Origin of the sequence: Halomonas sp. QHL1 (genome assembly GCF_001882345.1) — a bacterium.
Classification (GTDB): domain Bacteria; phylum Pseudomonadota; class Gammaproteobacteria; order Pseudomonadales; family Halomonadaceae; genus Vreelandella.
This window is the reverse complement of the sequence record NZ_MINL01000001.1, coordinates 3,494,929-3,518,453: the sequence shown is the minus strand read 5'-3', so window position 1 is coordinate 3,518,453 and position 23,525 is coordinate 3,494,929. Positions and strand designations below refer to the sequence as shown.

At 58.4% G+C, this 23,525-nt stretch carries 25 protein-coding genes; 20 read left to right on the top strand and 5 right to left on the bottom strand.

Annotated features, from left to right (window positions below):
* Positions 1-112 precede the first annotated feature (112 nt).
* From trmJ to QHL1GM_RS16070, 17 genes are all read left to right on the top strand, one after another.
* The gene (trmJ, locus tag QHL1GM_RS16150) at positions 113-865 is read left to right on the top strand and encodes a tRNA (cytosine(32)/uridine(32)-2'-O)-methyltransferase TrmJ (protein WP_071695379.1); all 753 of its coding nucleotides are present in this window, start codon (positions 113-115) and stop codon (positions 863-865) included.
* A 146-nt stretch (positions 866-1,011) separates the two neighbouring features.
* Positions 1,012-1,899, top strand: a complete 888-nt coding sequence (cysE, locus tag QHL1GM_RS16145) for a serine O-acetyltransferase (RefSeq protein WP_071695378.1) — start codon at positions 1,012-1,014, stop codon at positions 1,897-1,899.
* A 78-nt stretch (positions 1,900-1,977) separates the two neighbouring features.
* On the top strand, positions 1,978-2,445 hold the full coding sequence (gene iscR / locus QHL1GM_RS16140; RefSeq protein ID WP_071695377.1) for a Fe-S cluster assembly transcriptional regulator IscR: 468 nt from the start codon (positions 1,978-1,980) through the stop codon (positions 2,443-2,445).
* Between the two features lie 52 nt (positions 2,446-2,497).
* Positions 2,498-3,688, top strand: coding sequence for an aminotransferase class V-fold PLP-dependent enzyme (locus QHL1GM_RS16135; protein ID WP_071695376.1), 1,191 nt, complete (start codon positions 2,498-2,500; stop codon positions 3,686-3,688).
* Between the two features lie 26 nt (positions 3,689-3,714).
* Positions 3,715-4,041, top strand: coding sequence for an iron-sulfur cluster assembly accessory protein (locus QHL1GM_RS16130; RefSeq protein ID WP_007111592.1), 327 nt, complete (start codon positions 3,715-3,717; stop codon positions 4,039-4,041).
* 210 nt (positions 4,042-4,251) lie between these two features.
* A complete protein-coding gene (ndk, locus tag QHL1GM_RS16125; RefSeq protein ID WP_071695375.1) occupies positions 4,252-4,677 on the top strand; it encodes a nucleoside-diphosphate kinase in 426 nt (141 codons plus the stop codon).
* An 89-nt stretch (positions 4,678-4,766) separates the two neighbouring features.
* Positions 4,767-5,966: a 23S rRNA (adenine(2503)-C(2))-methyltransferase RlmN gene (gene rlmN, locus QHL1GM_RS16120; protein ID WP_071695374.1), complete on the top strand. Its 1,200-nt coding sequence runs from the start codon at positions 4,767-4,769 to the stop codon at positions 5,964-5,966.
* Positions 5,967-6,106: 140 nt separating this feature from the next.
* The gene (gene pilW, locus QHL1GM_RS16115) at positions 6,107-6,841 is read left to right on the top strand and encodes a type IV pilus biogenesis/stability protein PilW (RefSeq protein ID WP_071695373.1); all 735 of its coding nucleotides are present in this window, start codon (positions 6,107-6,109) and stop codon (positions 6,839-6,841) included.
* Between the two features lie 51 nt (positions 6,842-6,892).
* The gene (locus QHL1GM_RS16110) at positions 6,893-7,960 is read left to right on the top strand and encodes a RodZ domain-containing protein (protein ID WP_071695372.1); all 1,068 of its coding nucleotides are present in this window, start codon (positions 6,893-6,895) and stop codon (positions 7,958-7,960) included.
* A gap of 8 nt (positions 7,961-7,968) precedes the next feature.
* Positions 7,969-9,084 (top strand): flavodoxin-dependent (E)-4-hydroxy-3-methylbut-2-enyl-diphosphate synthase, encoded by a 1,116-nt coding sequence (gene ispG, locus QHL1GM_RS16105; protein WP_071695371.1) that lies wholly within the window; start codon positions 7,969-7,971, stop codon positions 9,082-9,084.
* Between the two features lie 61 nt (positions 9,085-9,145).
* Positions 9,146-10,447: a histidine--tRNA ligase gene (gene hisS, locus QHL1GM_RS16100; RefSeq protein ID WP_071695370.1), complete on the top strand. Its 1,302-nt coding sequence runs from the start codon at positions 9,146-9,148 to the stop codon at positions 10,445-10,447.
* Positions 10,448-10,514: 67 nt separating this feature from the next.
* A complete protein-coding gene (locus tag QHL1GM_RS16095; protein ID WP_071695369.1) occupies positions 10,515-11,171 on the top strand; it encodes a tetratricopeptide repeat protein in 657 nt (218 codons plus the stop codon).
* Positions 11,168-12,337: an outer membrane protein assembly factor BamB gene (bamB, locus tag QHL1GM_RS16090; RefSeq protein WP_071695368.1), complete on the top strand. Its 1,170-nt coding sequence runs from the start codon at positions 11,168-11,170 to the stop codon at positions 12,335-12,337. The genes QHL1GM_RS16095 and bamB overlap by 4 nt, the downstream gene beginning before the upstream one ends.
* Positions 12,334-13,737, top strand: a complete 1,404-nt coding sequence (der, locus tag QHL1GM_RS16085) for a ribosome biogenesis GTPase Der (protein ID WP_071695367.1) — start codon at positions 12,334-12,336, stop codon at positions 13,735-13,737. The genes bamB and der overlap by 4 nt, the downstream gene beginning before the upstream one ends.
* Positions 13,738-13,959: 222 nt before the next feature.
* A complete protein-coding gene (locus QHL1GM_RS16080) occupies positions 13,960-14,574 on the top strand; it encodes a hypothetical protein (protein ID WP_071695366.1) in 615 nt (204 codons plus the stop codon).
* Positions 14,575-14,750: 176 nt separating this feature from the next.
* Positions 14,751-15,554 (top strand): M48 family metallopeptidase, encoded by an 804-nt coding sequence (locus QHL1GM_RS16075; protein ID WP_071695365.1) that lies wholly within the window; start codon positions 14,751-14,753, stop codon positions 15,552-15,554.
* A gap of 17 nt (positions 15,555-15,571) precedes the next feature.
* Positions 15,572-15,832 carry a hypothetical protein gene (locus tag QHL1GM_RS16070; RefSeq protein ID WP_071695364.1) on the top strand — a complete coding sequence of 87 codons (261 nt, stop codon included), beginning with the start codon at positions 15,572-15,574 and terminating at the stop codon, positions 15,830-15,832.
* Positions 15,833-15,914: 82 nt separating this feature from the next.
* On the opposite strand, the gene aroE is transcribed toward QHL1GM_RS16070, so the two are convergent.
* The 5 genes from aroE to QHL1GM_RS16045 are packed head-to-tail and all read right to left on the bottom strand — an operon-like array spanning position 15,915 to position 20,361.
* A complete protein-coding gene (aroE, locus tag QHL1GM_RS16065) occupies positions 15,915-16,736 on the bottom strand; it encodes a shikimate dehydrogenase (RefSeq protein ID WP_071695363.1) in 822 nt (273 codons plus the stop codon).
* Positions 16,733-17,686: an oxygen-dependent coproporphyrinogen oxidase gene (gene hemF, locus QHL1GM_RS16060; RefSeq protein ID WP_071695362.1), complete on the bottom strand. Its 954-nt coding sequence runs from the start codon at positions 17,684-17,686 to the stop codon at positions 16,733-16,735. Before hemF ends, aroE begins: the two co-directional genes overlap by 4 nt.
* Positions 17,687-17,742: 56 nt before the next feature.
* Positions 17,743-18,300 carry an L-threonylcarbamoyladenylate synthase gene (locus QHL1GM_RS16055; protein WP_071695361.1) on the bottom strand — a complete coding sequence of 186 codons (558 nt, stop codon included), beginning with the start codon at positions 18,298-18,300 and terminating at the stop codon, positions 17,743-17,745.
* Between the two features lie 43 nt (positions 18,301-18,343).
* Positions 18,344-19,480, bottom strand: a complete 1,137-nt coding sequence (dprA, locus tag QHL1GM_RS16050; protein WP_071695360.1) for a DNA-processing protein DprA — start codon at positions 19,478-19,480, stop codon at positions 18,344-18,346.
* Between the two features lie 35 nt (positions 19,481-19,515).
* Positions 19,516-20,361 carry a peptidoglycan-binding protein gene (locus tag QHL1GM_RS16045; RefSeq protein WP_071695359.1) on the bottom strand — a complete coding sequence of 282 codons (846 nt, stop codon included), beginning with the start codon at positions 20,359-20,361 and terminating at the stop codon, positions 19,516-19,518.
* Positions 20,362-20,584: 223 nt separating this feature from the next.
* On the opposite strand from QHL1GM_RS16045, the gene def reads away from it, so the two are divergent.
* Genes def through rsmB form a run of 3 tightly spaced genes read left to right on the top strand, consistent with a single transcriptional unit; the run spans position 20,585 to position 23,480 of the window.
* Positions 20,585-21,097, top strand: coding sequence for a peptide deformylase (def, locus tag QHL1GM_RS16040; protein ID WP_071695358.1), 513 nt, complete (start codon positions 20,585-20,587; stop codon positions 21,095-21,097).
* A gap of 47 nt (positions 21,098-21,144) precedes the next feature.
* Entirely contained in the window at positions 21,145-22,149 is a 1,005-nt protein-coding gene (fmt, locus tag QHL1GM_RS16035; protein WP_071695357.1) for a methionyl-tRNA formyltransferase, read from the top strand.
* Positions 22,146-23,480 carry a 16S rRNA (cytosine(967)-C(5))-methyltransferase RsmB gene (gene rsmB, locus QHL1GM_RS16030; RefSeq protein WP_071695356.1) on the top strand — a complete coding sequence of 445 codons (1,335 nt, stop codon included), beginning with the start codon at positions 22,146-22,148 and terminating at the stop codon, positions 23,478-23,480. Before fmt ends, rsmB begins: the two co-directional genes overlap by 4 nt.
* The last annotated feature ends 45 nt before the right edge of the window (positions 23,481-23,525 follow it).

Here is a 23,525-nt window from a genome sequence, read left to right as displayed (position 1 = left end):
GCCGCCAGTGGCGCGTAATTCTAGCAGACCGCTCTCGGGCATGCCATCGACTCATGCTAGACTGCGCGCTTTACGCGATAATAATCACCTTCATTATTCACCGAGCCTTATCATGCTTGAGCGCATTCGCATTGTTCTTATCGGCACCAGCCATCCCGGCAATATCGGCGGCGTGGCACGCGCCATGCACAATATGGGCCTGGCAGATTTAGCCCTCGTTGCCCCCCGCTGTGAAGTGATTGCCCAGGACAGCATTTCCCGCGCGTCCGGCGCTGACCACCTCCTTCATCAAGCCAGTGTGCATGCCACACTGGAAGAGGCGGTGGCTGATTGCACCCTGGCCGTGGGCGCCAGTGCGCGCTCGCGTACTCTGCCATGGCCGATGCTTTCGCCCAGGGAATTAGCTGATCGCCTACCCACCGAGTGCCAACCCGAAGGCGCCCGCGTGGCGCTGGTGTTTGGCCGCGAAGACAGCGGCTTGACGAATGCCGAGCTGCAGCGCTGCCACGCCCACGTGCATATCCCCACCAATGCTGATTTTAGCTCGCTCAATTTGGCCGCAGCAGTTCAGGTGCTTGCCTATGAGTGTCGCATGGCATGGCTAAGCCAAGCTGATGCGCCCGCAGTCGTAGCGAGTGATGACGATGAGCTGGCAACGCATGCCGAACTTGAGCGCTACTTCGAGCATTTAGAGCGCACGCTGATTGGTATAGATTTCCACGACCCTGATCAGCCGCGGCAGCTAATGGCGAGACTGCGCCGCTTGTACCTGCGCGCCCGCCCTGAGCGTATGGAAATGAATATTTTGCGCGGGATTCTGTCGGCCACTGAAAAGGCTGCGAACACCAAGCCACCCAAGCCGTAACTTATTAGGCTGGAAACGCTAAACTTGAAGTTGATGCTGCGCGCCCCAACTTCGCTATTCTGCTAACGTGATTCCACTATCGATATTTGACCGACTATGGGTATTTCGATAGCTAGACGCCGCCCTTTAACGCCAAGGAACACCTCATGTTTCAACGTCTACGTGAAGATATCAACAGCGTATTTGACCGCGACCCGGCCGCACGTAACTTTCTTGAGGTGCTGACCAACTACCCCGGCCTGCACGCCCTACTGCTACACCGCTGCGGCCACTGGCTGTGGAAAAAAAACCTCAAGTGGCTGGCGCGCACGCTCTCGACGTTTTCACGCTGGCTCACCGGCATTGAAATTCATCCGGGCGCCACGATTGGTCGGCGGTTTTTTATTGACCACGGCATGGGTGTGGTCATTGGCGAAACGGCGCTGGTCGGCGATAACGTGACGCTCTATCAAGGTGTCACCCTGGGCGGCACCAGCTGGAGCAAAGGCAAGCGCCACCCTACTTTGGGCGATGGGGTCATTGTCGGTGCAGGTGCTAAGATATTAGGCCCGTTCACCGTTGGTGCCGGAGCGAAAATTGGCTCTAATGCCGTGGTCACCAAAGAGGTACCGCCGGGCGCCACGGTAGTGGGCATTCCCGGCAAAATAGTCAAACGCGCCGACCCGGATGTGGAAGAGGCACTGGACGTCGACCCCGCCCGCCGCGAAGCCATCTGCCAAAAATTTGGCTTTGATGCCTACGGCGTCAGCCAGGACATGCCCGACCCGGTAGCCCGCTCGATGCAGGCCATGCTCGACCATATGCACGCCGTGGATGAGCGTATCGAGCGCATGTGCTCGACCCTGCGCAAGCTAGATGATAACTACCGCGACGGCCAATTACCGGCGCTGCGCGATGAAGACTTTGCCGACATACTGGATGAGCACGATACCGGCTGCCCCGGCGTTGGCAAACGCTCGGCCACACCGCCATCAGCTAAGCAAGAGGCGGGGCATGAGACCGAGCAAGAAACACTGCCGCCGCGTAATGGTTGACCAAAGCACTCAGGCTTTCCCATAATGGCAGCACATTTGCCGTTAGTGCGCTGAGCGTTCAGCGTCGAGAGGCTTGCCATGCGCTTGACCACCAAAGGCCGTTACGCCGTTACCGCCATGCTCGATTTAGCTTTGCATGCCCACAACGGCCCGACCAGCCTAAGCGATATCTCCCAGCGCCAAGAGATATCGCTGTCTTATTTAGAGCAGCTTTTTGCTCGCCTGCGCCGTGCAGGCTTGGTCAACAGCGTGCGCGGCCCAGGCGGCGGCTACCTGCTTTCGCAGCCTGCAGACGAGATTAGCGTTTCAAAGGTGATTGACGCGGTGGACGAAAGCGTTGATGCCACCCGCTGCCAGGGGCTTTCCGATTGCCAGCAGGGAGACACCTGCTTGACCCACCATTTGTGGTGCGAGCTCTCAGTGCAGATCCGCCACTTCCTTGACGATATGACTCTGGCACAACTGATGCTGCGTCCTGATGTCATACGTATTGCGTCGCGACAGAAGCAGCGTGTCGAGGCAGGCATTCTCGCCTCTTCACCCTGACCCTACGACATAAACCCGATTACCCTGACCGCTTAACCGCTGGAACGTAACGATGACCACACCCACGCTACCCATTTACCTGGATTACGCCGCCACCGCGCCGGCGGATGCCCGCGTGGTTGAGGTTATGCAACGCTACCTGACGGTTGACCAGCTATTTGCCAACCCAGCTTCGCGCAGCCATATGCTGGGCTGGCAGGCAGAGCAGGTGATTGAGCAGGCGCGGCGTCAGGTAGCCGACGCGATTGGCGCCGATCCCAGAGAGATCGTCTGGACCAGCGGCGCCACCGAAGCAGACAACCTAGCGCTGATTGGTTTTATGCGCGCTAACCGCGAACGCGGCCTACACTTGGTGACCTCGACGATTGAGCACAAAGCCATCGTTGACACTGCCCATGCGCTAGAGAAAGAGGGCTTTGAGGTCACCTGGCTAACGCCGGGACGGGATGGCTGTATCCAGCCTGAACAACTGCGCGACGCCATGCGCGACGACACAGCGCTGGTCTCACTGATGGCGGTTAACAACGAGCTTGGCAGCGTCAACGATATCGCTGCTCTGGCGGCGGTTGCTCATGAGTTTGGCGCAGCTTTTCATACCGATGCCGCCCAGGCGGTGGGGCGTATTCCCTTAGACGTAGTGGCCCAGCAAATTGATCTAATGTCGCTGTCTGGCCATAAAACCTACGGCCCTAAAGGCGTCGGGGCGCTGTATGTAAAGCGCCACCCGGATATTCGCGTTGAGGCGCTGATCCATGGCGGTGGCCATGAACGCGGCATGCGTTCCGGCACCCTGCCAACACACCAAATTGCGGGCATGGGTGAAGCCTTTGCGCTGATGCAGCAGCAGTACAACGAAGACAATGCACATATTACGCGCTTGCAGCAGCGCTTTCTGCGCGGCCTTGAAGGCGTCGAGGGTGTGTTTTCCAATACGCCATTGGGTCACAAAGAGCCGCGCTCCGTACCCAACATTCTCAACTTGGCGTTTGAAGGCGTCGACGGTGAATCGCTGCTGATGGCGCTCCGCGATGTGGCGGTTTCTACAGGTTCGGCGTGCAATTCGGCCAGCGTCGACCCGTCCTACGTGCTGCTCGGCATCGGCACGCCGCGCTCACTGGCCCTCTCATCGCTGCGTTTTAGCTTCGGGCGCTTTACCACCGAAGCCGACATTGATCATGCGCTAACGCTCATACGCCATGCGGTGAGCGGTTTACGTACACCGCCCCGTCAAGCGGCTGACTAGCTGACTATTTTCAAGGAGGACGCCTCATGGCAACACTCAATATTACCCCGGCTGCCGCACAACAGATTCGCCACGTGCTTGATGAGCGTGGTCAAGGCCTCGGCCTGCGCGTTTCGGTCAAGCCAAGCGGCTGCTCTGGCTATAGCTACGTGCTCGATTTTGCCGACTCGGTTAGCGACGAAGAAGTCCATTTTGAAGCCCACGGTGCCAGCGTCTATGTCGCCCCCGATGCAGTGGAGATGCTTAACGGCAGCGAAGTGGATTACGTCAGCGAAGGGCTGAACCGCTTTTTCCGCTTCAACAACCCCAACGTCAAAGATGAGTGCGGCTGCGGCGAAAGCTTTACCGTTTAGCCTTTTCGGTCAGGTTTCATCACCGGTATTCATCCCCTGGCTTAAGGGTTATAATCGCGCCCCTAGATACCCAACAACAAGCGCCGGGTAACTCTCGACGCTTGTTAAAACGCTAGCTGCTTAAACGCTATTAGCCGAATTATTTTCTGGGCCGCCCCGGCTTTCTGGGGCGGCAATTTTGCTTAGCCCCCATTTATGGAGACCATTAACATGGCTACTGAACGCACTCTTTCTATTATCAAGCCTGATGCCGTTGCTAAAAATGCGATCGGTGACATCATCGCCCGCTTCGAAAAAGCTGGCCTAAAAGTCGTTGCCGCGAAGATGGTTCAGCTCTCTGAAGAGAAGGCTGGCGGTTTCTACGCAGAGCACAAAGAGCGTCCCTTCTTTAAAGATCTGGTCGGTTTCATGACCTCTGGCCCGGTCGTTGTTCAAGTGCTGGAAGGTGAAGGCGCTATCGCTAAAAACCGTGATCTGATGGGTGCGACTAACCCGAAAGAAGCGGCACCCGGCACTATTCGCGCCGACTTTGCGGAAACAATCGACGCTAACGCTGTCCATGGTTCTGATTCTCCGGAAAGCGCTGAGCGCGAAATTAGCTACTTCTTTGGCAACGACGAAATCTGCCCGCGCTAAGCCAGTCAGGTAGCGCTGCCGTCTCAACTTTCGTTGCCGGCCATTTTGCGGGGGCTAGTCCCCCGCCCCTTTCTATAACGCTGACCGCCATGACCACCAATGTAGCCCAACATACGCCCGCCCCACGCACTGACGCCGAGAGCTCAGACGCCGCCCGCACGCCTGCTGCAAAAGCGACGCCTGAGCGTCAAAACCTGCTTGGCATGTCCCGCGAGCAGATGGAAGCCTTCTTTTTGTCGATCGGCGAAAAGAAGTTCCGTGCTACGCAGCTGATGAAGTGGATTCACCAGGAAGGTAGCGATGACTTTGCTGCCATGACGAATCTCTCCAAACCGCTGCGTGAAAAACTGGCCCGGCTGGCAGAAATTCGTGGCCCAGGGGTGATTTATGAGGGTACTTCCAGCGACGGCACCCGTAAGTGGGTGCTGGAAGTGGAGGACGGCAGCTATGTAGAAACGGTGCTGATCCCGGCGGAGAACGGTAAACGCCGCACGCTATGCGTCTCCTCCCAGGTCGGCTGCTCGCTGGACTGCAGCTTCTGCTCCACCGGCAAGCAGGGGTTTCAGCGCAACTTAACCGCTGCTGAAATTATCGGCCAGGTATGGGTCGCCCAGCGCAGCGTTGGCCCGCGCCGTGATACGGCGAACCGTCCGGTGACCAACGTGGTGATGATGGGCATGGGCGAACCGTTGCTCAACTTCGACAACGTTGTGCCCGCCATGAAGCTGATGCTTGATGACAACGGCTATGGCCTCTCCAAGCGCCGCGTGACGCTGTCGACCTCTGGCGTGGTGCCGATGATCGACAAGCTTGGCGATGAAATGGACGTTAGCTTGGCGATTTCGCTGCATGCGTCTACGGACGAATTGCGCAATGAGCTGGTGCCCATCAACCGTAAGTACAATATTCGCGCGCTACTGGATGCTTGCCACCGCTACCTTTCCAAGTGCCCGGATAATCGTCAGGTCACTATTGAGTACACGCTGATCAAGGACATCAACGATCAGCAGGAGCACGCCGAGCAGCTTGCCGCGCTGCTGAAAGAGCTGCCGTGTAAGATCAACCTGATACCGTTTAACCCGTTCCCCAACTCGGGTTACGAAAAACCGTCGCGTAACCAGGTGATGCGCTTCCAGCAGTGGCTGTATGATTTAGGCTATAACGCCACGGTGAGAACAACCCGAGGTGAAGATATTGATGCCGCCTGCGGCCAGCTCGTTGGTCGCGTGAAAGACCGCACCAAACGCAGCGCGCGCTATATCCAGTCAGTACAGCTCGATGCGGACTAAGGTGGAGTGTAGAAAACCGGGCTTATCTTGACTTCCGCTTGGCACGGCGCTTTGATGGTCACGGTTTTTATTTAGATTAGCACTACTGTTTGTCTGTATTGCCTTACTAGCAGTTGGACGTTCACCACACGAGGATTTACATGATCGCTCACCGCAGGCGCCAACACCCATCGCGGGTGCCCATGCTCACCGTGCTTATCGGTAGCTTGTGGCTAGCCGGCTGTGCCTCGTCCAACAACCTTACACCGCAAGCCAACCCCGCGGCGGCAGACGCTTATACCCAGCTTGGCGTCGCCTATCTGGAACGCAACAACCTTCCCCGCGCACTCAACGCACTGGATCGGGCGCTGGAAATTGCCCCACGCCATGCAGAAGCGCTGCAAGCACTGGCACTGGTCTACCAACGCCAGGGCGAAAACGCGCTTGCCGACGACTATTTTCAACAGTCGGTCAACGCCGAACCTGACTACACCCGCGCCCGCAACAACTATGCGGCGTTCTTGTATGGTCAGGGCCAGTTTGACGCTGCCTGTGAGCAGTTAGAAACCGCATCAGAAGATGCCCAGTACGCCAACCGAGCCCAGCTATTTACCAATTTAGGGCAGTGTTACCTGGCGCTGGAAGATTTTGATAAAGCGCGCGCTCGGTTGGAGCGCGCGCAAAGTATTGATCCGCGTAATTCACGCGGCTATTTAATGTTAGCTGAACTCGAATATTCGCAGGGCAATTACTCTCAGGCCTGGGCACCGCTGCAAACTTATTTACAGCTCGCCGACCCCGACCAAGCAGCGCTAAGAATGGCGGTTGATATCGCTCATTCACGCGGCGAGCATAGCGCCGCCGCCGAATATCAGCGCCTGCTTGGCAACGACTGACTAATAGACAGACGCCCTGATCACCGCTTATTTAATCAAGGATGCTCAGCCATGAGCGATACACAGTCACAAGAAAACGTCATTGATAGCTCGAACACTAGCGCCTCTCCTGGCGAACTTCTTGCTCGCCAGCGCGAGCAGCTTGGTATTCCGCTCGCCGATGCAGCCCGGGCGTTAAACCTGCGCCCCGCCGTGGTGGGCGGGCTTGAGCAGGATAACTATCAAGAGATTCCCGTCGCCGCTTATCGCCGCGGCTATCTGCGCTCTTACGCAAAATACCTGGGCATGGATGACCGGCTGGTGCTGGAGGCTTATCAAGCCCGCAGCGGTGGTACCGACACCGAACGCAAAGTCACCCCGGTCTCCACCGCCAGGCCGCCCTCCCGGATTGGCGCCTGGCTGTTTAAGCTGGTTACCCTGCTGGTGATTGTGGCGCTTATCGCCGTGACCGTTATGTGGTGGCAGAGCCGGGGCGGCAATGAGCCGCCGGGCTTTGGCTCCACTTCCACAGAAGAGACCGCTCCCGCCTCTGCAGAGCCAGCAGGTGAACCAGCTGACGCAGAAGAGAGCCCTGACTCAAGCTTTACCAGTGGCGATGAAAGCGCGTCGCTGCAAAGTGATGCTGCTCGCGTTACACCTACAGTTTCACAAGACCAGGCTCCCAGCGCGCAAGATGACGCTGACGCCATTGCTGGGCTAGATGAGCCACTACAGGATAGCGACAATAGCGCAGCCAATGAAAATGATGAGCTCAGCACTACTGCAGAAACTGATAGCGAAGAGACGAGTAGTGAAGAAAGCGCTAGTGAAGAAAGTGCTAATGAGCAGAACGGCGCTGATAGCGAGCAAACCGCTGCCGCCGCCCAAAACGCCAATGCCAATCTGCTTGAGCTGACGTTTAACGAGCAGTCTTGGACTGAAATTTTTGATGCCACCAACCAGCGCGTCTTCGTTGGTCTGCAAACGCCCGGCACCTCGACGACCGTCGAAGGCGAGCCACCATTTCGCTTAACCGTAGGCAATGCCACCGGCGTTGAGCTGCGCTACCAAGGCGAGGAAGTTGATCTTCCCGCTCGCGCAGGCGCCAATAATGTTGCCCGATTTACCCTGGGAGAGTGACCCGTCCTATGCACGCCCCTTCTCCGATAAAACGCCGTGTTTCCCGCCAAATTCAGGTCGGAAATGTTGCCGTGGGCGGTGATGCGCCCATTTCCGTTCAAAGCATGACCAACACCAACACGCTGGATGTCGCCGCGACCGTGGCCCAGATCCAGCAATTGGAAAAAGCCGGTGCGGATATCGTACGCGTTTCAGTACCCGATATGGACGCCGCCGAAACCTTTGGTCAAATCAAAAAGCTCGTCAATGTACCGCTCGTTGCCGACATTCATTTTGATTACAAAATTGCCCTGCGCGTTGCCGAACTCGGCGTTGACTGCCTGCGCATCAACCCCGGCAATATCGGCCGTGAAGACCGCGTGCGCGCCGTTGTCAGTGCAGCCCGTGACCATGGCATTCCGATTCGCATTGGCGTTAACGCGGGTTCGTTGGAAAAAGACCTGCAGAAAAAGTATGGCGAACCCACGCCTGCGGCGCTGGTGGAATCTGCTATGCGCCATATCGACTACCTGGATCGCCTCGACTTTCAAGAATTCAAAGTCAGCGTCAAAGCCTCGGATGTGTTTATGGCCGTGGCCGCCTATCGCGACCTTGCCGCGCGCATCGAACAGCCGCTGCACTTAGGGATTACCGAAGCAGGCGGCCTGCGCTCGGGTACGGTCAAGTCATCGATTGGTCTGGGTATGCTACTGATGGATGGCATCGGCGACACGATCCGCGTCTCGTTGGCGGCAGACCCGGTGGAAGAGATCAAGGTCGGCTTTGACATGCTGCGCAGCCTCAAGCTGCGCTCTAAAGGCATCAACTTTATTGCCTGCCCCAGCTGCTCGCGCCAGAACTTCGACGTTATTGACACCATGAACCAGCTCGAAGAGCGGCTGGAAGACGTAATGACGCCGCTCAACGTCTCGGTGATCGGCTGCGTGGTCAATGGCCCCGGCGAAGCCAAAGAGACCGATATCGGCCTGACCGGCGGTAGTCCCGCCAACCTGGTGTATATCGACGGCAAGCCCGCCAGCAAGCTGCGCAATGACCACTTGGTCGACGATCTTGAAAAGTTGATTCGCGATAAAGTGCGTGAAAAACAGCAGCAGCAAGACGATATGATTGCCCGCAGCGTTTAACCGCTGGGGCTGGCTGCCAGCCTGGGTGAGCCACGCCTGATGGCAGAATAAGGAGTTTTCTTTGAGCAAGTCCGCCGTTAAAAAGATTCAAGCCATTCGTGGTATGAACGACCTACTGCCCAGCGATAGCCCGCGCTGGCAGTTTTTTGAAGCAAAAGTACGTCAGCTAATGCTGCGTTACGGCTTTAATGAAATTCGCACGCCGATCGTTGAGCAAACCGCGCTGTTTGCGCGCTCTATCGGTGAAGTCACCGATATCGTCGAAAAAGAGATGTATACCTTCGATGATCGCAACAGCGAGAGTTTGACCCTACGCCCCGAAGGCACCGCCAGCTGCGTGCGCGCGGCCATGGAACACGGCTTGCTGTATAACCAAACCCAGCGGCTGTGGTACCAGGGGCCGATGTTTCGCTATGAGCGCCCACAAAAAGGCCGCTACCGCCAGTTTCACCAGATTGGCGTTGAGACCTTTGGCTTTGATGGCCCGGATATCGACGCCGAGGTGATCCTGCTTTCGGCGCGCCTGTGGCAAGAACTCGGCTTGATGGAACACGTCACCCTGGAGCTAAACTCGCTGGGTTCGTCTGAGGCGCGGGCGGCTTACCGCGATACGCTGGTGGCCTACTTTGAGCAGCACCTAGACGCTCTCGATGAAGACTCCAAGCGCCGCTTGACCAGTAACCCGCTGCGTATTCTCGACTCCAAAAATCCGGCCATGGCGGAGATGCTCGACGGCGCACCGCAGTTGATGGATCACCTGGATGCCGAGTCCCAGGAGCATTTTGAGCAGCTCACTAAGATGCTTGAAGCGGCAGGCATTGCCTATGTCATCAACCCGCGCTTAGTGCGCGGGCTCGACTACTACTGCCGCACCGTGTTCGAGTGGACGACGACTGCGCTGGGCAGCCAGGGCACCGTGTGTGCTGGCGGGCGCTACGACGGCTTGGTCGAACAGCTGGGTGGCAAGCCTACCCCAGCAGTGGGCTTTGCCATGGGTATTGAGCGGCTGATTCTGCTTCTCGAAACTCTTGAGCTGATTCCTGAAGATGCCCTTGGCGGCTGCGATGTCTATTTGCTGCCCATGGATGATAGCGCCACCACGGCAGCGATCACCCTGGCCGAGCAGCTGCGTGGCGAACTGCCGGAACTGCGTCTTCAGCTTCATTGCGGCGGCGGCAGCTTTAAAAGCCGAATCAAAAAAGCTGACAAGAGTGCTGCTTCGATCGCCATACTGATCGGTGAAGATGAAATCGCGACGCAGTCGGCGACGGTCAAATTTTTGCGCGATGGCCGCGAACAGCAAAGCGTTCCTCAAGCCGCATTAGGCCGCACGCTGGGCGAGCTATTAACGGCTAACGCATAAGCCCTGCAGGCTGCCTGCTTGCATGCGACGGTCTAAACATACGACTTTAGAAGAAAGGAGCCCGCCCGTGGTGGAGCTGAGAAGCGAAGAAGAACAGCTAGACGCCGTTAAGCGCTGGTGGAAAGAGAACGGCATGTCGTTGATCGCAGGCGCTGTCCTGGCGGCGGCTGGGGTATTCGGCTGGAATGCCTGGCAGAACTATCAGCAAGGCCAAGCCGAAGCGGCCTCCATGCGCTATCAACAGCTGGTTAACATGACCGCTGGCAACGAGCTTGACGAAGAGCAGTTGGCAAGTGCGCGGGAAATGGTCAGCGAACTGACCGACGAGCATGGCGATACGCTCTACGCCGAACTCGCCCTGCTGCTCGACGCACGCTTGGCGGTTCAGCAAGGCAATTTGGAGGGCGCGCGAACCGCACTGGAAAGCGCAGCCGACTCCTCGCGCCGCTATGTGCAGAGCCTTGCGTGGCTGCGCCTGGCCCGTGTCGAGCTTGCCGACGGCAATCCTGAACAGGCACTGGCCCTGCTCGACGAGCCGATTAGCGATGCGCTAGCGGCACAGCGCGCCAACGTACGCGGCGATGCATTCGCTGCCCAAGGCGACACTCCGGCGGCCCGCGATGCATGGGAAACCGCTCTGGAACTGGCACAAACTCAAGACCAGCCGCTTTACGGCGTGCAGTTCAAGCTTGACGATCTCGGCGCTGAGGAGGCGACACAATGACTTTTGGTATCCCAACGAAACAGCTAGTACGCGCAAGCTTGGGCGCGCTGTCGCTGGCACTACTGGTCGGTTGCGCGAGTAAGGGTGAACCTGCCTATACCCCCAAAGAGCTGCGCAGTTTCGACGAAACCTCCTCGCTAGAGACCCAATGGGATCGCAAAGTGGGCGACGGCCTGGGCCATGCTCGTTACCCCATCGCACCTTCCCGTGAAGGCGACACCGTGTTCGCGGCAGATGTCGAAGGTGTGGTCATGGCGATGAATGCCAATAACGGCAACATCGAGTGGGAAATCGACCTTGATACCACTGTTTCCAGCGCATTAACGGCGATTGCAGGTCAGGTTTATCTGGCCACCGGTAACGGCGAAGTCATCTCTCTGGATCAGCGCGATGGCAGCGAAAACTGGCGCTCGCGGGTATCCAGCGAAGTGCTGGCCGCGCCCCAGGCCAACCAACAGCTGCTGGTCGTGCAAAGTGTCGATGGCCGCGTGACGGCCTTGGATCGCGCCAGCGGCGAAGAGCGCTGGGTATACACCAGCTCGCAGCCATCGCTCACCCTGCGCGGCACCGGCACGCCGATGGTGATTGATCCGGTCAGCTTTGTGGGCTTAGCCAACGGCCGTCTGGCAACGCTGGATAACCGTAGCGGCCAGCCGCTATGGGATATGCAGATTGCCGCCCCCCAAGGGCGTAGCGAAGTGGATCGCTTGGTCGACCTTTCCGGCCAGCCGATCATCAGCCCCGATGGCCGCCTGTTTGTGACCAGCTATAACGGCCGTGTAGTAGCGCTGGAAGCGACCCAAGGCAACGTGCTTTGGGAAGCGGATCTCTCCAGCCGTCATACGCCTATTCTGGTCGGCGACTTCCTGTTTGTGGTCACCGATGACAGCCAGGTGGTCGCCCTCGACGCTAACAGCGGTCGCGAAGTTTGGCGCAACGACGATTTAGAAGATCGTTGGTTGACCGCCCCGGCCTTCGCCGATGGCCGTTTAGTGTTCGGCGATTTTGAAGGTTATGTTCACCTGATCGACGCTCGCGAAGGCGATATCGTGGGTCGCACTCGCGTGCACAGCTCGGGCATCAGCGTACGCCCGGTCACTGAAGGCAGCACAATTCATGTCCAGGCCAACAATGGTCGCCTGGAAACCCTGGAAGTAACTCCATGACACCCGTCATTGCTTTAGTCGGTCGCCCCAATGTGGGCAAATCGACGTTGTTTAACCGCCTAACGCGTTCGCGTGATGCACTGGTGGCCGACTTTCCTGGCCTCACCCGCGACCGCAAGTACGGCAATGGCATGCTGGGCGATAAGGTCTATACGGTTATCGACACTGGCGGTATCAGCGGTGACGAAGAGGGTATTGACGCCGCAATGGCGGAGCAGTCACTCGCCGCAATTGATGAAGCCGATATTGTGCTGTTTATGGTCGACGCTCGCGCCGGCCTTATCGCCGCTGACCAGGCGATTGCCAACCACCTGCGGGTCAACCAGAAAAAAACCTGGCTGGTGGTGAATAAAACCGATGGGCTGGAAGAGCATTCGGCAATGGGCGACTTTTGGTCGCTCGGCCTAGGCGACCCCTGGCCGATTGCTGCCGCCCACGGGCGCAACGTTTCTACCCTGATTGACGTGGTACTTGAGCCGTTTCCCGAGCGCGATGCCAGCATTCCCGCGGACACCGGCAGCAAAGGCGTTCGCATCGGCGTGATTGGCCGCCCCAACGTGGGCAAATCGACCCTGGTCAATCGTCTACTGGGTGAAGATCGAGTCGTCGTGTTTGATGAGGCGGGCACCACCCGCGATGCCATCGAGATCCCCTTCGAGCGCCGCGGCAAGCCCTATGTACTGATTGATACCGCGGGTATTCGGCGGCGCAAGAACGTGCGCGAAATCGCCGAGAAATTCTCCATCATCAAGACCCTGGATGCGATCAAAGAGTCCCATGTAGTGATCATGGTACTGGATGGCTCCAGCGGATTGGTGGAGCAGGATTTGCACCTGCTTGACTATGTGTTGACCACCGGGCGCGCCCTGGTGCTGGCAGTCAACAAGTGGGACGGCCTGGAGACCGAAGCCAAGGATAAAATGCGCACTGAAGTGAAGCGCCGCCTGGGCTTTGCGGATTACGCCGAGCTGCACTTTATCTCTGCTCTACACGGTACGGCGGTGGGGGATCTCTACCCCTCGATTGATCGCGCCTTTGACGCCGCTAACGCCCACTGGTCGACTAACCGTCTCACCACCCTGCTCCAGGACGCGGTAAGCCAAAACCCGCCGCCGATGGTGCACGGTCGTCGCATTAAACTGCGGATGGCTCATCAGGGCGGCAGCAACCCGCCGATTATCGTCGTCCACGGCAACCAAACCGAGTCGCTACCCGAAGCCTACCGTCGCTATTTGACCAACACCTTCCGCAAGGTGCTCAAGGTGCGCGGCACGCCGATTCGCTTTGAGTTCCGCTCGGGCAGTAACCCGTTTGATGACATGGCAGGCGCCAGCGATAAAGAAAAAGCTAAAAAGCGCGAGCTTAACCGCACCAAAGAGGCGCGCAAAAGCCGTCGCTAATCGCTTTAGTAACTGCTATTTGATTTCGCCCGTTTGCACCGACAAGCGGGCGTTTTTGCCTCTAGCCTTAAATAGGCGCCTGAACACGCAAATTGTCTTGACAGAAAATGGCTTCAGCCCTCAAATAGCCGCGCTTATTAGCCCAAACCTAGTAAGTTCGCATCAGCACCTTACTATTGGCGCTATTACCCCACTACTTACGCCCTACTTAAGGGGAGTCCTATGCTTCATATTGCTCGCTACTGGCGATGGCTTACCCTATTTGGCGTTGCCAGCCTGCTCACGGGCTGTCTCGCCCTACCCCAAACCGGCCTGTTTGCGTTTCGTTTGGCGGTGACCTCCCTGGGGGTCGAGGATGTTCGTATCGGTCCTTACAGCATTAATGCAGGGCTAGACACCAGCGATTTAACCAGCCTGATTGCTTCCAGCCTTGGCGCCGGTAGCCTGCCTATACAAGCCACCATTGCCATGGGGCTGGGCTTGCCCGCGGGCATGCCACCGGTGGAGATGTCGGGCTTTCGCTGGGCGCTGGATATGCCTGGCGTTGATCCTGTACAGGGCAACTATGAGCAGGACGTCACGCTTACTTCTGGCGACGATGCAAATTTACGCCTACCGGTTGCCTTTGATGTCCTCGCCACCGACACCCAGCGCATGGCCCCCATGCTGGAGCTTGCCAGCCAGTTGGCGACTCAAGGCGAGCTACCGCCCGGCAGTCAGCTGGCCATCACGCCTGGCGATCTACGCGGTTTAGGCATGCGGTTACCTGCAGGTTTGTTGACGCCCACCATTCGCCTAAATGTAGGTGCCGATGGGCAGTTAGTACCCCAGCGCTGAGGGTTTGTGTCTGGAAGCTTACAGCCAATCCTCTGCGGCCTAGCCTTGGTTCAGAGGGGTGGTCAATTCAGCATCCATACTCATCCTCAAGGTGGGTTATGATGGGGGATTGATTTACTGCTATCAGCGGTTATCTTGTGTGCAAGAAATTCTTTCGTCTATAAGGAAACCGACTCATGCGCTGGCTTCGCCCTCTCGCTATAACCGCTTTATGTGCGTCTATCACCGCTTGTACCACCTCGCCGACCGGGCGCTCGCAGCTCCTGCTGCTCTCTGATGGTGAACTCAATGAGATGGGCCGTCAGGCATTTTCTCAATATCAGCAGGAGCTACCCAGCGCTGGTCAAGCCAGTCAGCGCTATGTGCAGTGTATTGCCGATGCCATCGTGGCGGAACTCCCCGCACAGCAGCAACAGTTAGACTGGCAAATCCGCGTGTTTGAATCCGAGCAGCCCAACGCCTTCGCGCTGCCCGGCGGCTATATGGGGGTGAATACCGGCATGCTGGATATTGCCACTAGCCAAGACCAACTTGCCTCCGTGATTGGTCACGAAATTGGTCACGTGTTGGCCAACCATGCCAATGAGCGCGCCTCAACCGAGAGCGCTACCTCGTTAGGCCTGTCGGTTATTTCCAGCACTTCCGGCATGCAGTCCGCTGGTGGCCAGCAGTTGATGGGCGTACTCGGCATGGGCGCGCAGTACGGCATCGTCCTGCCGTTCTCCCGGGCTCATGAGAGTGAGGCTGATGTGATTGGCCTGGAGCTAATGGCGCAAGCAGGTTTCGACCCACGTGAGAGCGTTACTCTGTGGGAAAACATGCAGGCGGTGTCCGGTGGTGGCTCGCCCCCGGAGTGGATGTCCACTCACCCTGGCCAAGGCCAGCGAATTCAAGGCTTGAAAGGTAATATGGATCAAGCCCTGGCTGTCTATGAGCAGGCTCGCAGCAATGGTCGTACACCCAACTGCCCGCGTCCTTAACGGCTATTGAGGTTTAAATGATCAAGCTGGGATTACTGTTGCTAGTGCTGCCGCTGTTTGTGCTGATGGGCGTGTATTTCTGGGAGCTCAATGATGTACGCGCGTGTCAGCTTGATGGCGGCCATTGGGACTATATCGAGAGTGCCTGTAGAGACGTCCCCCAGCCATTTGTCTCCTGGCTGGAGCGCTCGCCGCTGTTAGTCAATGGCGGCATGCTACTCTCGGTGGTGGGGCTGGTGATCTGCATGGTGGGTTTGTACGTCAAGCGCGCTAGGTAAAGCGTTATTAGCGGCACAACTAAAAAGCGGGGGCGGATAATGTATCCGCCCCCGCTTTTTTAGCAGCGTTGGCTGGTTGCGGCTATGAATAGTTAAGCGATTGGCGCAGCATTTCGCGCACGGGCGCGGTTTCGGGGCGCACATTGCGCCACAGAAAGAACGACTCGGCGGCCTGCTCGACCAGCATGCCTAATCCATCAAGCAACTTCGCGCCACGCGGGCCTGCCCATTGTAAAAATACCGTCGGCTCGGCCCCGTACATCATGTCGTAGGCCCAGGCGTTGGTATTAAACAACGTATCAGGTAGCGGCGGTAAGTCGCCTGAAAGGCTAGAGCTGGTGCCGTTAATCACCACATCAAACGTACCGTCAAGAGTGTCAAAGCCGCCGCCAGTGATAGGCCCCAGATCAGCAAAATCGCTGGCCAACTGCTCGGCTTTGGTGGCGGTGCGATTGACCACGACGAGTTCGCTGGGTTGCTCGGCAAGCAGGGGCTCCAGAATGCCGCGCACGGCACCGCCGGCGCCTACCACCAAAATACGCTTTCCCGCCAACGCCACGCGGTGATAGGCCAAATCGCGCACTAGGCCAATGCCATCGGTAGTATCGCCGTAGGTACGGCCATTGCCCCCCAGGATCAGTGTATTCACCGCCCCTGCACGACGGGCGCGGTGGCTCAAGGTATCGCACAACGCAAAGGCATCGCCCTTGAACGGTACGGTAACATTGGCGCCACGCCCGCCCGCGTCGTTAAACGCCCGCCAGGCAGCGGCAAAGCCATCCAGCGGCGCTTCTTCAGCGGTGTACTCAAGCGCTTGTTGGGTTTGATGGGCAAACTCAGCGTGGATCTGCGGGGATTTGGAGTGTTTGACCGGGTTGCCAAACACGCAGTAGCGATCGGTCATGAGAGCTCTCCGCTTTTTCTTTGACCTGCATCCGCAGCGGATTCACCGAGCCAGTCGCGAGCATGTAAAAAGTCATTCAAACGCGCTTCGGCGCTGCCGGGCTCTGGCTCAAAGGCGTACTCCCAGCGCGCCATTGGCGGCATCGACATTAAAATCGACTCTGTGCGCCCACCACTCTGTAGGCCAAACAGCGTACCGCGGTCCCACACCAGGTTGAACTCCACATAGCGGCCACGACGATAAAGCTGGAACTCGCGCTCGTGCTGGGTCCAGGTGTCCTTCTTGCGGCGCTCCACGATGGGCAAATAAGCCTCTAAGAAGCTGTCGCCCACTGCCCGTTGCATGGCAAAACAGTCGGCAAATTCGCCTTCATTCAAGTCATCGAAAAATAGCCCGCCCACGCCGCGGGTCTCATCACGGTGCTTGAGATAAAAGTACTCGTCGCACCAGGATTTGTATCGAGCATATACGTCCTCACCAAAGGGATCGCAGGCGGCTTTCGCCACCCGGTGCCAGTGGACGACGTCCTCCATCACGGGATAAAACGGCGTTAAGTCAAAGCCGCCGCCAAACCACCACACCGGCGGCTCGCCGACTTTCTCGGCAATAAAGAAGCGCACGTTGCCATGGCTGGTAGGCACATGGGGGTTTTCCGGGTGCAGCACCCAGGAAACGCCCACCGCGTGGAAGCTGCGTCCGGTCAGTTCAGGACGCGCGGCGGTGGCCGAAGGCGGCAGCTGGGTGCCATAGACATGGGAGAAGTTGACGCCACCCTTTTCAAACACGCCGCCATGGGTCATCACCCGTGATCGGCCGCCGCCGCCCTCTTCACGCTCCCAGCTATCTTCTTGGAACTGTGCAGCTCCATCGGCTTTCGCCAATCCGGTGCAGAGCCGATCCTGCAGATCAAGAAGGTAGCGTTTAACGTCATCAAGGTGCTCGTGGGCCACGGTGACTCCTGGGTGGTGAATAGTAAGTGGAGAATAGTAAGTAGTTGGAGAGCCGGTTAAGAACGCATGACTTTGCCAGTGGCCAAATCTCTAATGGTGCTGGGTTTTGCATTGCCACCTAGCTCCCCTTGCACCAAATGGGCCACTTCATCAGCAAAGATTTCAGTGATCTCTGCAGCGCTCATCGCCGGCGGCTCCCCCGAACGGTTGGCCGAGGTGGATACCAACGGGCCACCAAAGGCTTCGCATAGGGCTTTCATCACCGGGTGGTCGGTCACCCGCAGCGCCACACGCTCATGGGCGCCACGCACCAGACCATGACTGCGGCCATAGTCAGGCACTAGCCAGGTATTGGGCCCCGGCCAGCTTGCCGCCAGGGGAGCGTGCATCGCGAGCGGAAGCTGGCTCAGCCAGGGCTGGAACTGGCCAATATTGGCAGCAACCAGGATGACGCCCTTGGCAGGATCGCGCTCTTTCATGCGCATTAGATGGGCTAAAGCTTCGTCGTTTTCGGGGTCACAGCTAAGCCCCCAAACCGCTTCTGTGGGGCAGGCAATTACTCCTCCACTACGCAGCGCGCTAATCGCAGGGGCTAGATCGGTCGCCAAACTCATGCTCTCTCCTCACGGCTAACAGGCCTTTAAGGGTTTTATCCTATCATGGCCGCGGCAGCCGCACCCAGCCTCCCGCCTGCTGGGCGACCCAGCCTTCTAACTCCAGCATCAGCAGGCGCTGCTGGCAGTCGCTGACCGTTACACCGGTGTCGTGTACCAAGAGATCAATTGGCGTTGGCGTAGCGGATAAAGACGCTAATAATGAATCGGGCAAGCTATCAGGCAGCGGCTCTTGCGCGGGTGGTTTGTCTGCCGTCGTCGGTAAGGGTTGCTGCATGGTGTCTTCGGGCGGGATAAACGCCTCCGCCCAGTGGCCAAGATCGGCGATGATATCGTCGACGCTACAGGCCAGGTGGGCGCTGCCCTGACGCAGTAATGCCAAGCAGCCGCGGGCCTGAAAGTTATGCAGCGAACCGGGCAGCACAAACAGCTCGCGATTTTGCTCTAAGGTGAGCCGGGCACTGACCAGCGAACCGCTTTTTTCGGTGGCTTCGACCACCAGGGTGCCGAGAGAGAGGCCGGTAACGATGCGGTTGCGCCGCGGGAAAAATGCCGGGCGGGCCAGTGTACCAGGTGGATGTTCTGATAGCAGCAGGCCACCGGGTAGAGAACTAAGCTGCTCGTGAAGGTCACGGTGGGAGGCAGGATAGATCACATCCACACCGCAGCCGAGTACAGCGATCGTGCGTCCACCGGCATTTAGCGCTGCCCGCTGGGCCACGCCGTCAACTCCCAAGGCCATACCGCTGACCACGCACCAGCCGCGGCGGGCTAGATCGCGAGCGAAGGTTTGGGCGTTATGGGTGCCTTCGCCGGTGGGGCGACGAGTGCCTACCATGGCAAGCTTGGGGCCCTCCAGGGCGCTAAGGTCACCCTGGGCCCAGAGCACAACGGGCGGGTCGGGCAACTCATTTAACAGTGCAGGCCAGGCGGGGTGGTCGCGATGCAGCACGTGACGACTTGGGCCGCTTTGCTGCCACGCCTCGGTTTCATCAATTACTTTTTGCAACGGGCTGCGATCAGGATGTTCAAGCCACAGGCGCAGCTCGCTGGAGGCACGGCTCGGAAGTGCTGCCAACCACCCCTCCGGCCACTGCGGCTGACGGGCTATTAATTGCGCGATTCGCAGAGCGCCCATACTCGGCAACGCATTGACCACCAGCCACGCCTGGGCGTCCATACTTCCTCCTTTTAAACGTCTTTGTGTGCCGCCCGTTAGTTCGTCGCTGACCCAACCTCATCGCCCACTTCCAGCACCCGCGATGCCTGCATCACCAGGGCGTAGCTGACGCGATCATAGGGCTTGAATACCATCACACTGCCCGCCTCTGTACTGGGCAGTTGCACTAGCTCCTGGGTACGTGGGTCGTTGATCAGCTCACCCTGCTGATTGACTCGCAGCATATGACCCGCCTGCAAACCATCCAGGGTGCCAAGATCCAGCGCAACGATCTGAAAACGGCCAATAAAGCGCACGCCACCTGGCACGGCAATAACATGACCTGCGACGTCATTGAGCGGCGCGCGGGGCATAAACTCATGGTTCAGCTCGCGCTCCTCCAAGGGCAACACAATATCGTTAACCCGCACTTCCTGATGGGAGCTAACGACTTCGAGCTGCGCAATCTCACCTTCACTGCTGATAGGCCGAGCGACACCGACGCTGATCAACTCTAAACCAAGTAGCGTGCCATCCATCGCCAGGTAGGGCTCCGACTGCCGATAGATACCCAGTTGACCATGGCGTGGCACATCTCCACGCACGTATAACCGGTCTCCCGCGCCGCTGATCAAGCGGCGATCATCTCCCGCCACTACGTAAGCCAGCTCCTGCAACGCCTCGGCATCATCGACCACACGGTGTTCGCGCAGAAAGGCCCGCGCTTCCTCCAAGGCGATGGGCTCGATCGCTTCACGGTGGGGTAAGGTACGCACCTGCGGCGAGAGTTTAATCACTTCCTGATCACGCTCCCAAGCGGCGGCATCGATACTCAACAGCATCACTGCACTCAGCAGCAAACCACTTAATGCCCCCCGATAGGCGTGTTGTTTTGCCGCCATCCTGCTCTCCCCAATAAAATGCGTCACTCTTAATTACATGTCGAAACGCTGCATAAGCGCAGTCATTATGTTGCTGCTGAAACCCAGAGCGTATCAGGCGCCCATGCCCAGAAACGTTGACAGCATGATATAGTGACCCATCATAAAGTACCTAGGTTAGAAGACGCTCGTCACTGCCTAGCTTGACTTAATTTAGACTCAGCATAACGGTGATTGTAACGCCATGGCCAAACTTCCTATTCTTGAATTCCCCGATGAGCGCCTACGCACCAAGGCCGCTGCGGTGGAAACCGTCGACGATGAGGTACGCCAGCTCGTCGACGATATGCTGGAGACCATGTATGACGCCCGTGGTATCGGTCTAGCCGCGACCCAGATCGATGTCCATCGCCGTGTTGTCGTCATGGATGTCAGCGACGATAACTCCCAGCCGCTGGTACTTATCAACCCGCGCTATACCCCGATTGACGACGAGAAAGATCTGCTTTCGGAAGGCTGCCTATCGATTCCTGAGCACTACGCCGAAGTGCCGCGCTACCTTAAGGTGCAGCTCAACGCACTGGATCGTAATGGCGAGGCCTATGAGTTAGAGGCAGAGGGTCTGCTGGCACACTGTATTCAGCATGAGTACGACCACCTTGAGGGCGTACTGTTTGTTGACTACCTGTCGCCGCTAAAGCGTGACCGTATCCGCAAGAAAATGCAGAAACGCCATAAGCAGATGCAGGACGCCTAATCCTTTTTCCTACTTACACATCAGATACGCTAGGTAGCCCTCTCTCTATGTCAAGATTGCGCGTTGTTTTTGCTGGCACGCCTGAATTCGCCGCCTCTAGCCTTGCCGCGCTGCTGGAAAGCCAGCACGAGGTGGTAGCGGTGTATACCCAACCCGACCGCCCCGCTGGTCGCGGCCGTAAGCTAACGCCCAGCCCGGTCAAACAGCTGGCTCTGGAACACAGCCTACCTGTCTATCAGCCTCAGACGTTGAAGCAACCCGAGGCTCAAGCCGAGCTAGCCGCGCTCAATGCCGACATTATGGTCGTTGTGGCCTATGGGCTACTGCTTCCCCAGGCCGTGTTGGACATACCGCGTCTAGGCTGCGTTAACGTTCACGCCTCGCTGCTGCCCCGTTGGCGCGGCGCTGCCCCCATCCAACGGGCGATTGAAGCGGGCGATAGCGTATCGGGTGTAACCATTATGCAGATGGACGCTGGCCTGGACACCGGCGCAATGCTTACGGAAGTGCGCACGCCGATTACCCCACGCACCACCGGCGGCGATTTGCACGACCGCCTAGCCATTCAAGGTGCCAATGCGCTGATCAACACGTTGGATGCCCTGGCCACCGGCACCGCGCATGCGACGCCTCAGCCCGAAGAGGGTGTTACCTATGCCGCCAAACTGAGCAAAGCGGAAGCTGAGCTCGACTTTGGCCAGCCAGCGCATCAGCTAGCCAGCAAGATTCGCGCCTTTAACCCCTGGCCGGTGGCCTGGTGCGCGCTCGGCGACGATCGCCTACGGTTGCTAATGGCGAGAGTAGAAGAAGGCCAGCATCCCCCTTGCCCCCCCGGCGCCCTGCTTGAGCATGGCGACGATCATCTGCGCATTGCCTGCGGTATCGATGGCCGCGAGGTACTGTGCGTGAGCAGCGCACAGCTGCCCGGCGGCAAAGCCATGGCCGTGCGTGACTTACTGAATGCGCGCCACGCGCGCCTTGCTACCGGCACCCGCCTCGGCAGACGTCTTGGAAATTCTGCGGCACAAGCCAGCGAAGGAGAAACACCATGAGCCAAAAGCGCTCCCCCCAAGGCGGCAGTGGCCAGGAAGTCCGCGCTGCTGCGGCCCGCGCGCTGGCCCCGGTGCTCAGCGACCAAGGCTCACTGGCGGGGCTCGATGAGCACAGCGTAGTGGCCCGCGACCGCGGGTTGCTAAAAGAGCTCTGCTTCGGCACCTGCCGGCGCTTACCGCGCCTAGAAGCCTTGGCAGGCGCATTACTTAAGCAACCGTTCAAAAAGCGCGACAGCGATGTTCAGGCGCTGCTGCTGCTGGGCATTTACCAGCTGCTGTACATGCGCATTCCTGCCCACGCGGCAGTAGGTGAAACCGCGGGCGCTGCGCGCTTACTGAATAAGGAGTGGGCCACCCGCGTTTTAAATGGTTGCTTGCGGCGGCTACAGCGCGAATCCGAAGCGCTCCAGGCCCAGGTAGACCAGGATGAGAGTGTCGCGCTAGAACATCCGCCCTGGCTACTTAATGCCTTGCGTCAAGCATGGCCAGAGCAGTGGCGCGATATTGTTGAAGCCAATAACCACTCGGGCCCGATGACGTTAAGGGTGAATCAGCGCTACAACGACCGTGAAGCCTATTTGGGTATGCTCACCGAGCAGGGGTTGAATGGCCATTTATGCCCCCATGCTCCTGACGCCATTACTCTGGAAACGCCCTGCGATGTGACCGCGCTGCCCGGCTTTGAAGAGGGCCACGTTAGCGTTCAGGATGAGGCCGCCCAGCTTTCTGCCGCACTACTAGGCCCCGCGCTGGCACCGCGTCCCGGTGCCCGTGTACTCGATGCCTGCTGCGCCCCAGGCGGCAAAACGGCTCACTTGCTCGAACAGTTTGATATTGCTCTAACGGCTATCGATAGCGACAACCAGCGCCTGGCGCGGGTGGAGGACACCCTCAGCCGTCTCGGTGTTGAGGCAGTGCTCGAACACGCCGATGCCACCGAGCGCGACTGGTGGAGCGGCACGCCTTTTGATGCCATTCTGCTCGATGCCCCTTGCTCGGGCACCGGCGTTATCCGTCGCCACCCGGATATTAAAAAGCTGCGCCGCAAAGACGATATCCGGCCGCTGGCCAAGCTTCAACGCCAGCTGTTAGATAACCTTTGGCCAATGCTACGCGAAGGCGGCACACTGCTTTACGCAACTTGCTCCGTACTGCCGGAAGAGAACAGTGAGCAGATTGAGGCGTTTCTCGCCCGCACGCCCGACGCTCATGTCACCACGCCTAACGACGTTGCCTGGGGTATTTCCAGTGGCGCGGGTCGCCAGCTGTTTCCGGCCCAGAGCAGTCACGATGGCTTTTTTTATGCCAGACTAGAGAAGCGCACTGTCTAAGCGCTCGCTGATGCGGGAGGCAGTGATTTCATGACAAGGAAGGAG

Coding starts and splice junctions, on each gene's coding strand:
- rsmB (WP_071695356.1), top strand. CDS start 22,146: ATGAGCCAAAAGCGCTCCCCCCAAGGCGGCAGTGGCCAGGAAGTCCGC.
- rlmN (WP_071695374.1), top strand. CDS start 4,767: ATGACCACCAATGTAGCCCAACATACGCCCGCCCCACGCACTGACGCC.
- ispG (WP_071695371.1), top strand. CDS start 7,969: ATGCACGCCCCTTCTCCGATAAAACGCCGTGTTTCCCGCCAAATTCAG.
- bamB (WP_071695368.1), top strand. CDS start 11,168: ATGACTTTTGGTATCCCAACGAAACAGCTAGTACGCGCAAGCTTGGGC.
- der (WP_071695367.1), top strand. CDS start 12,334: ATGACACCCGTCATTGCTTTAGTCGGTCGCCCCAATGTGGGCAAATCG.
- ndk (WP_071695375.1), top strand. CDS start 4,252: ATGGCTACTGAACGCACTCTTTCTATTATCAAGCCTGATGCCGTTGCT.
- pilW (WP_071695373.1), top strand. CDS start 6,107: ATGATCGCTCACCGCAGGCGCCAACACCCATCGCGGGTGCCCATGCTC.
- fmt (WP_071695357.1), top strand. CDS start 21,145: ATGTCAAGATTGCGCGTTGTTTTTGCTGGCACGCCTGAATTCGCCGCC.
- def (WP_071695358.1), top strand. CDS start 20,585: ATGGCCAAACTTCCTATTCTTGAATTCCCCGATGAGCGCCTACGCACC.
- QHL1GM_RS16055 (WP_071695361.1), bottom strand. CDS start 18,300: ATGAGTTTGGCGACCGATCTAGCCCCTGCGATTAGCGCGCTGCGTAGT.
- QHL1GM_RS16110 (WP_071695372.1), top strand. CDS start 6,893: ATGAGCGATACACAGTCACAAGAAAACGTCATTGATAGCTCGAACACT.
- cysE (WP_071695378.1), top strand. CDS start 1,012: ATGTTTCAACGTCTACGTGAAGATATCAACAGCGTATTTGACCGCGAC.
- QHL1GM_RS16130 (WP_007111592.1), top strand. CDS start 3,715: ATGGCAACACTCAATATTACCCCGGCTGCCGCACAACAGATTCGCCAC.
- QHL1GM_RS16080 (WP_071695366.1), top strand. CDS start 13,960: ATGCTTCATATTGCTCGCTACTGGCGATGGCTTACCCTATTTGGCGTT.
- dprA (WP_071695360.1), bottom strand. CDS start 19,480: ATGGACGCCCAGGCGTGGCTGGTGGTCAATGCGTTGCCGAGTATGGGC.
- QHL1GM_RS16045 (WP_071695359.1), bottom strand. CDS start 20,361: ATGGCGGCAAAACAACACGCCTATCGGGGGGCATTAAGTGGTTTGCTG.
- QHL1GM_RS16075 (WP_071695365.1), top strand. CDS start 14,751: ATGCGCTGGCTTCGCCCTCTCGCTATAACCGCTTTATGTGCGTCTATC.
- iscR (WP_071695377.1), top strand. CDS start 1,978: ATGCGCTTGACCACCAAAGGCCGTTACGCCGTTACCGCCATGCTCGAT.
- trmJ (WP_071695379.1), top strand. CDS start 113: ATGCTTGAGCGCATTCGCATTGTTCTTATCGGCACCAGCCATCCCGGC.
- QHL1GM_RS16070 (WP_071695364.1), top strand. CDS start 15,572: ATGATCAAGCTGGGATTACTGTTGCTAGTGCTGCCGCTGTTTGTGCTG.
- aroE (WP_071695363.1), bottom strand. CDS start 16,736: ATGACCGATCGCTACTGCGTGTTTGGCAACCCGGTCAAACACTCCAAA.
- QHL1GM_RS16135 (WP_071695376.1), top strand. CDS start 2,498: ATGACCACACCCACGCTACCCATTTACCTGGATTACGCCGCCACCGCG.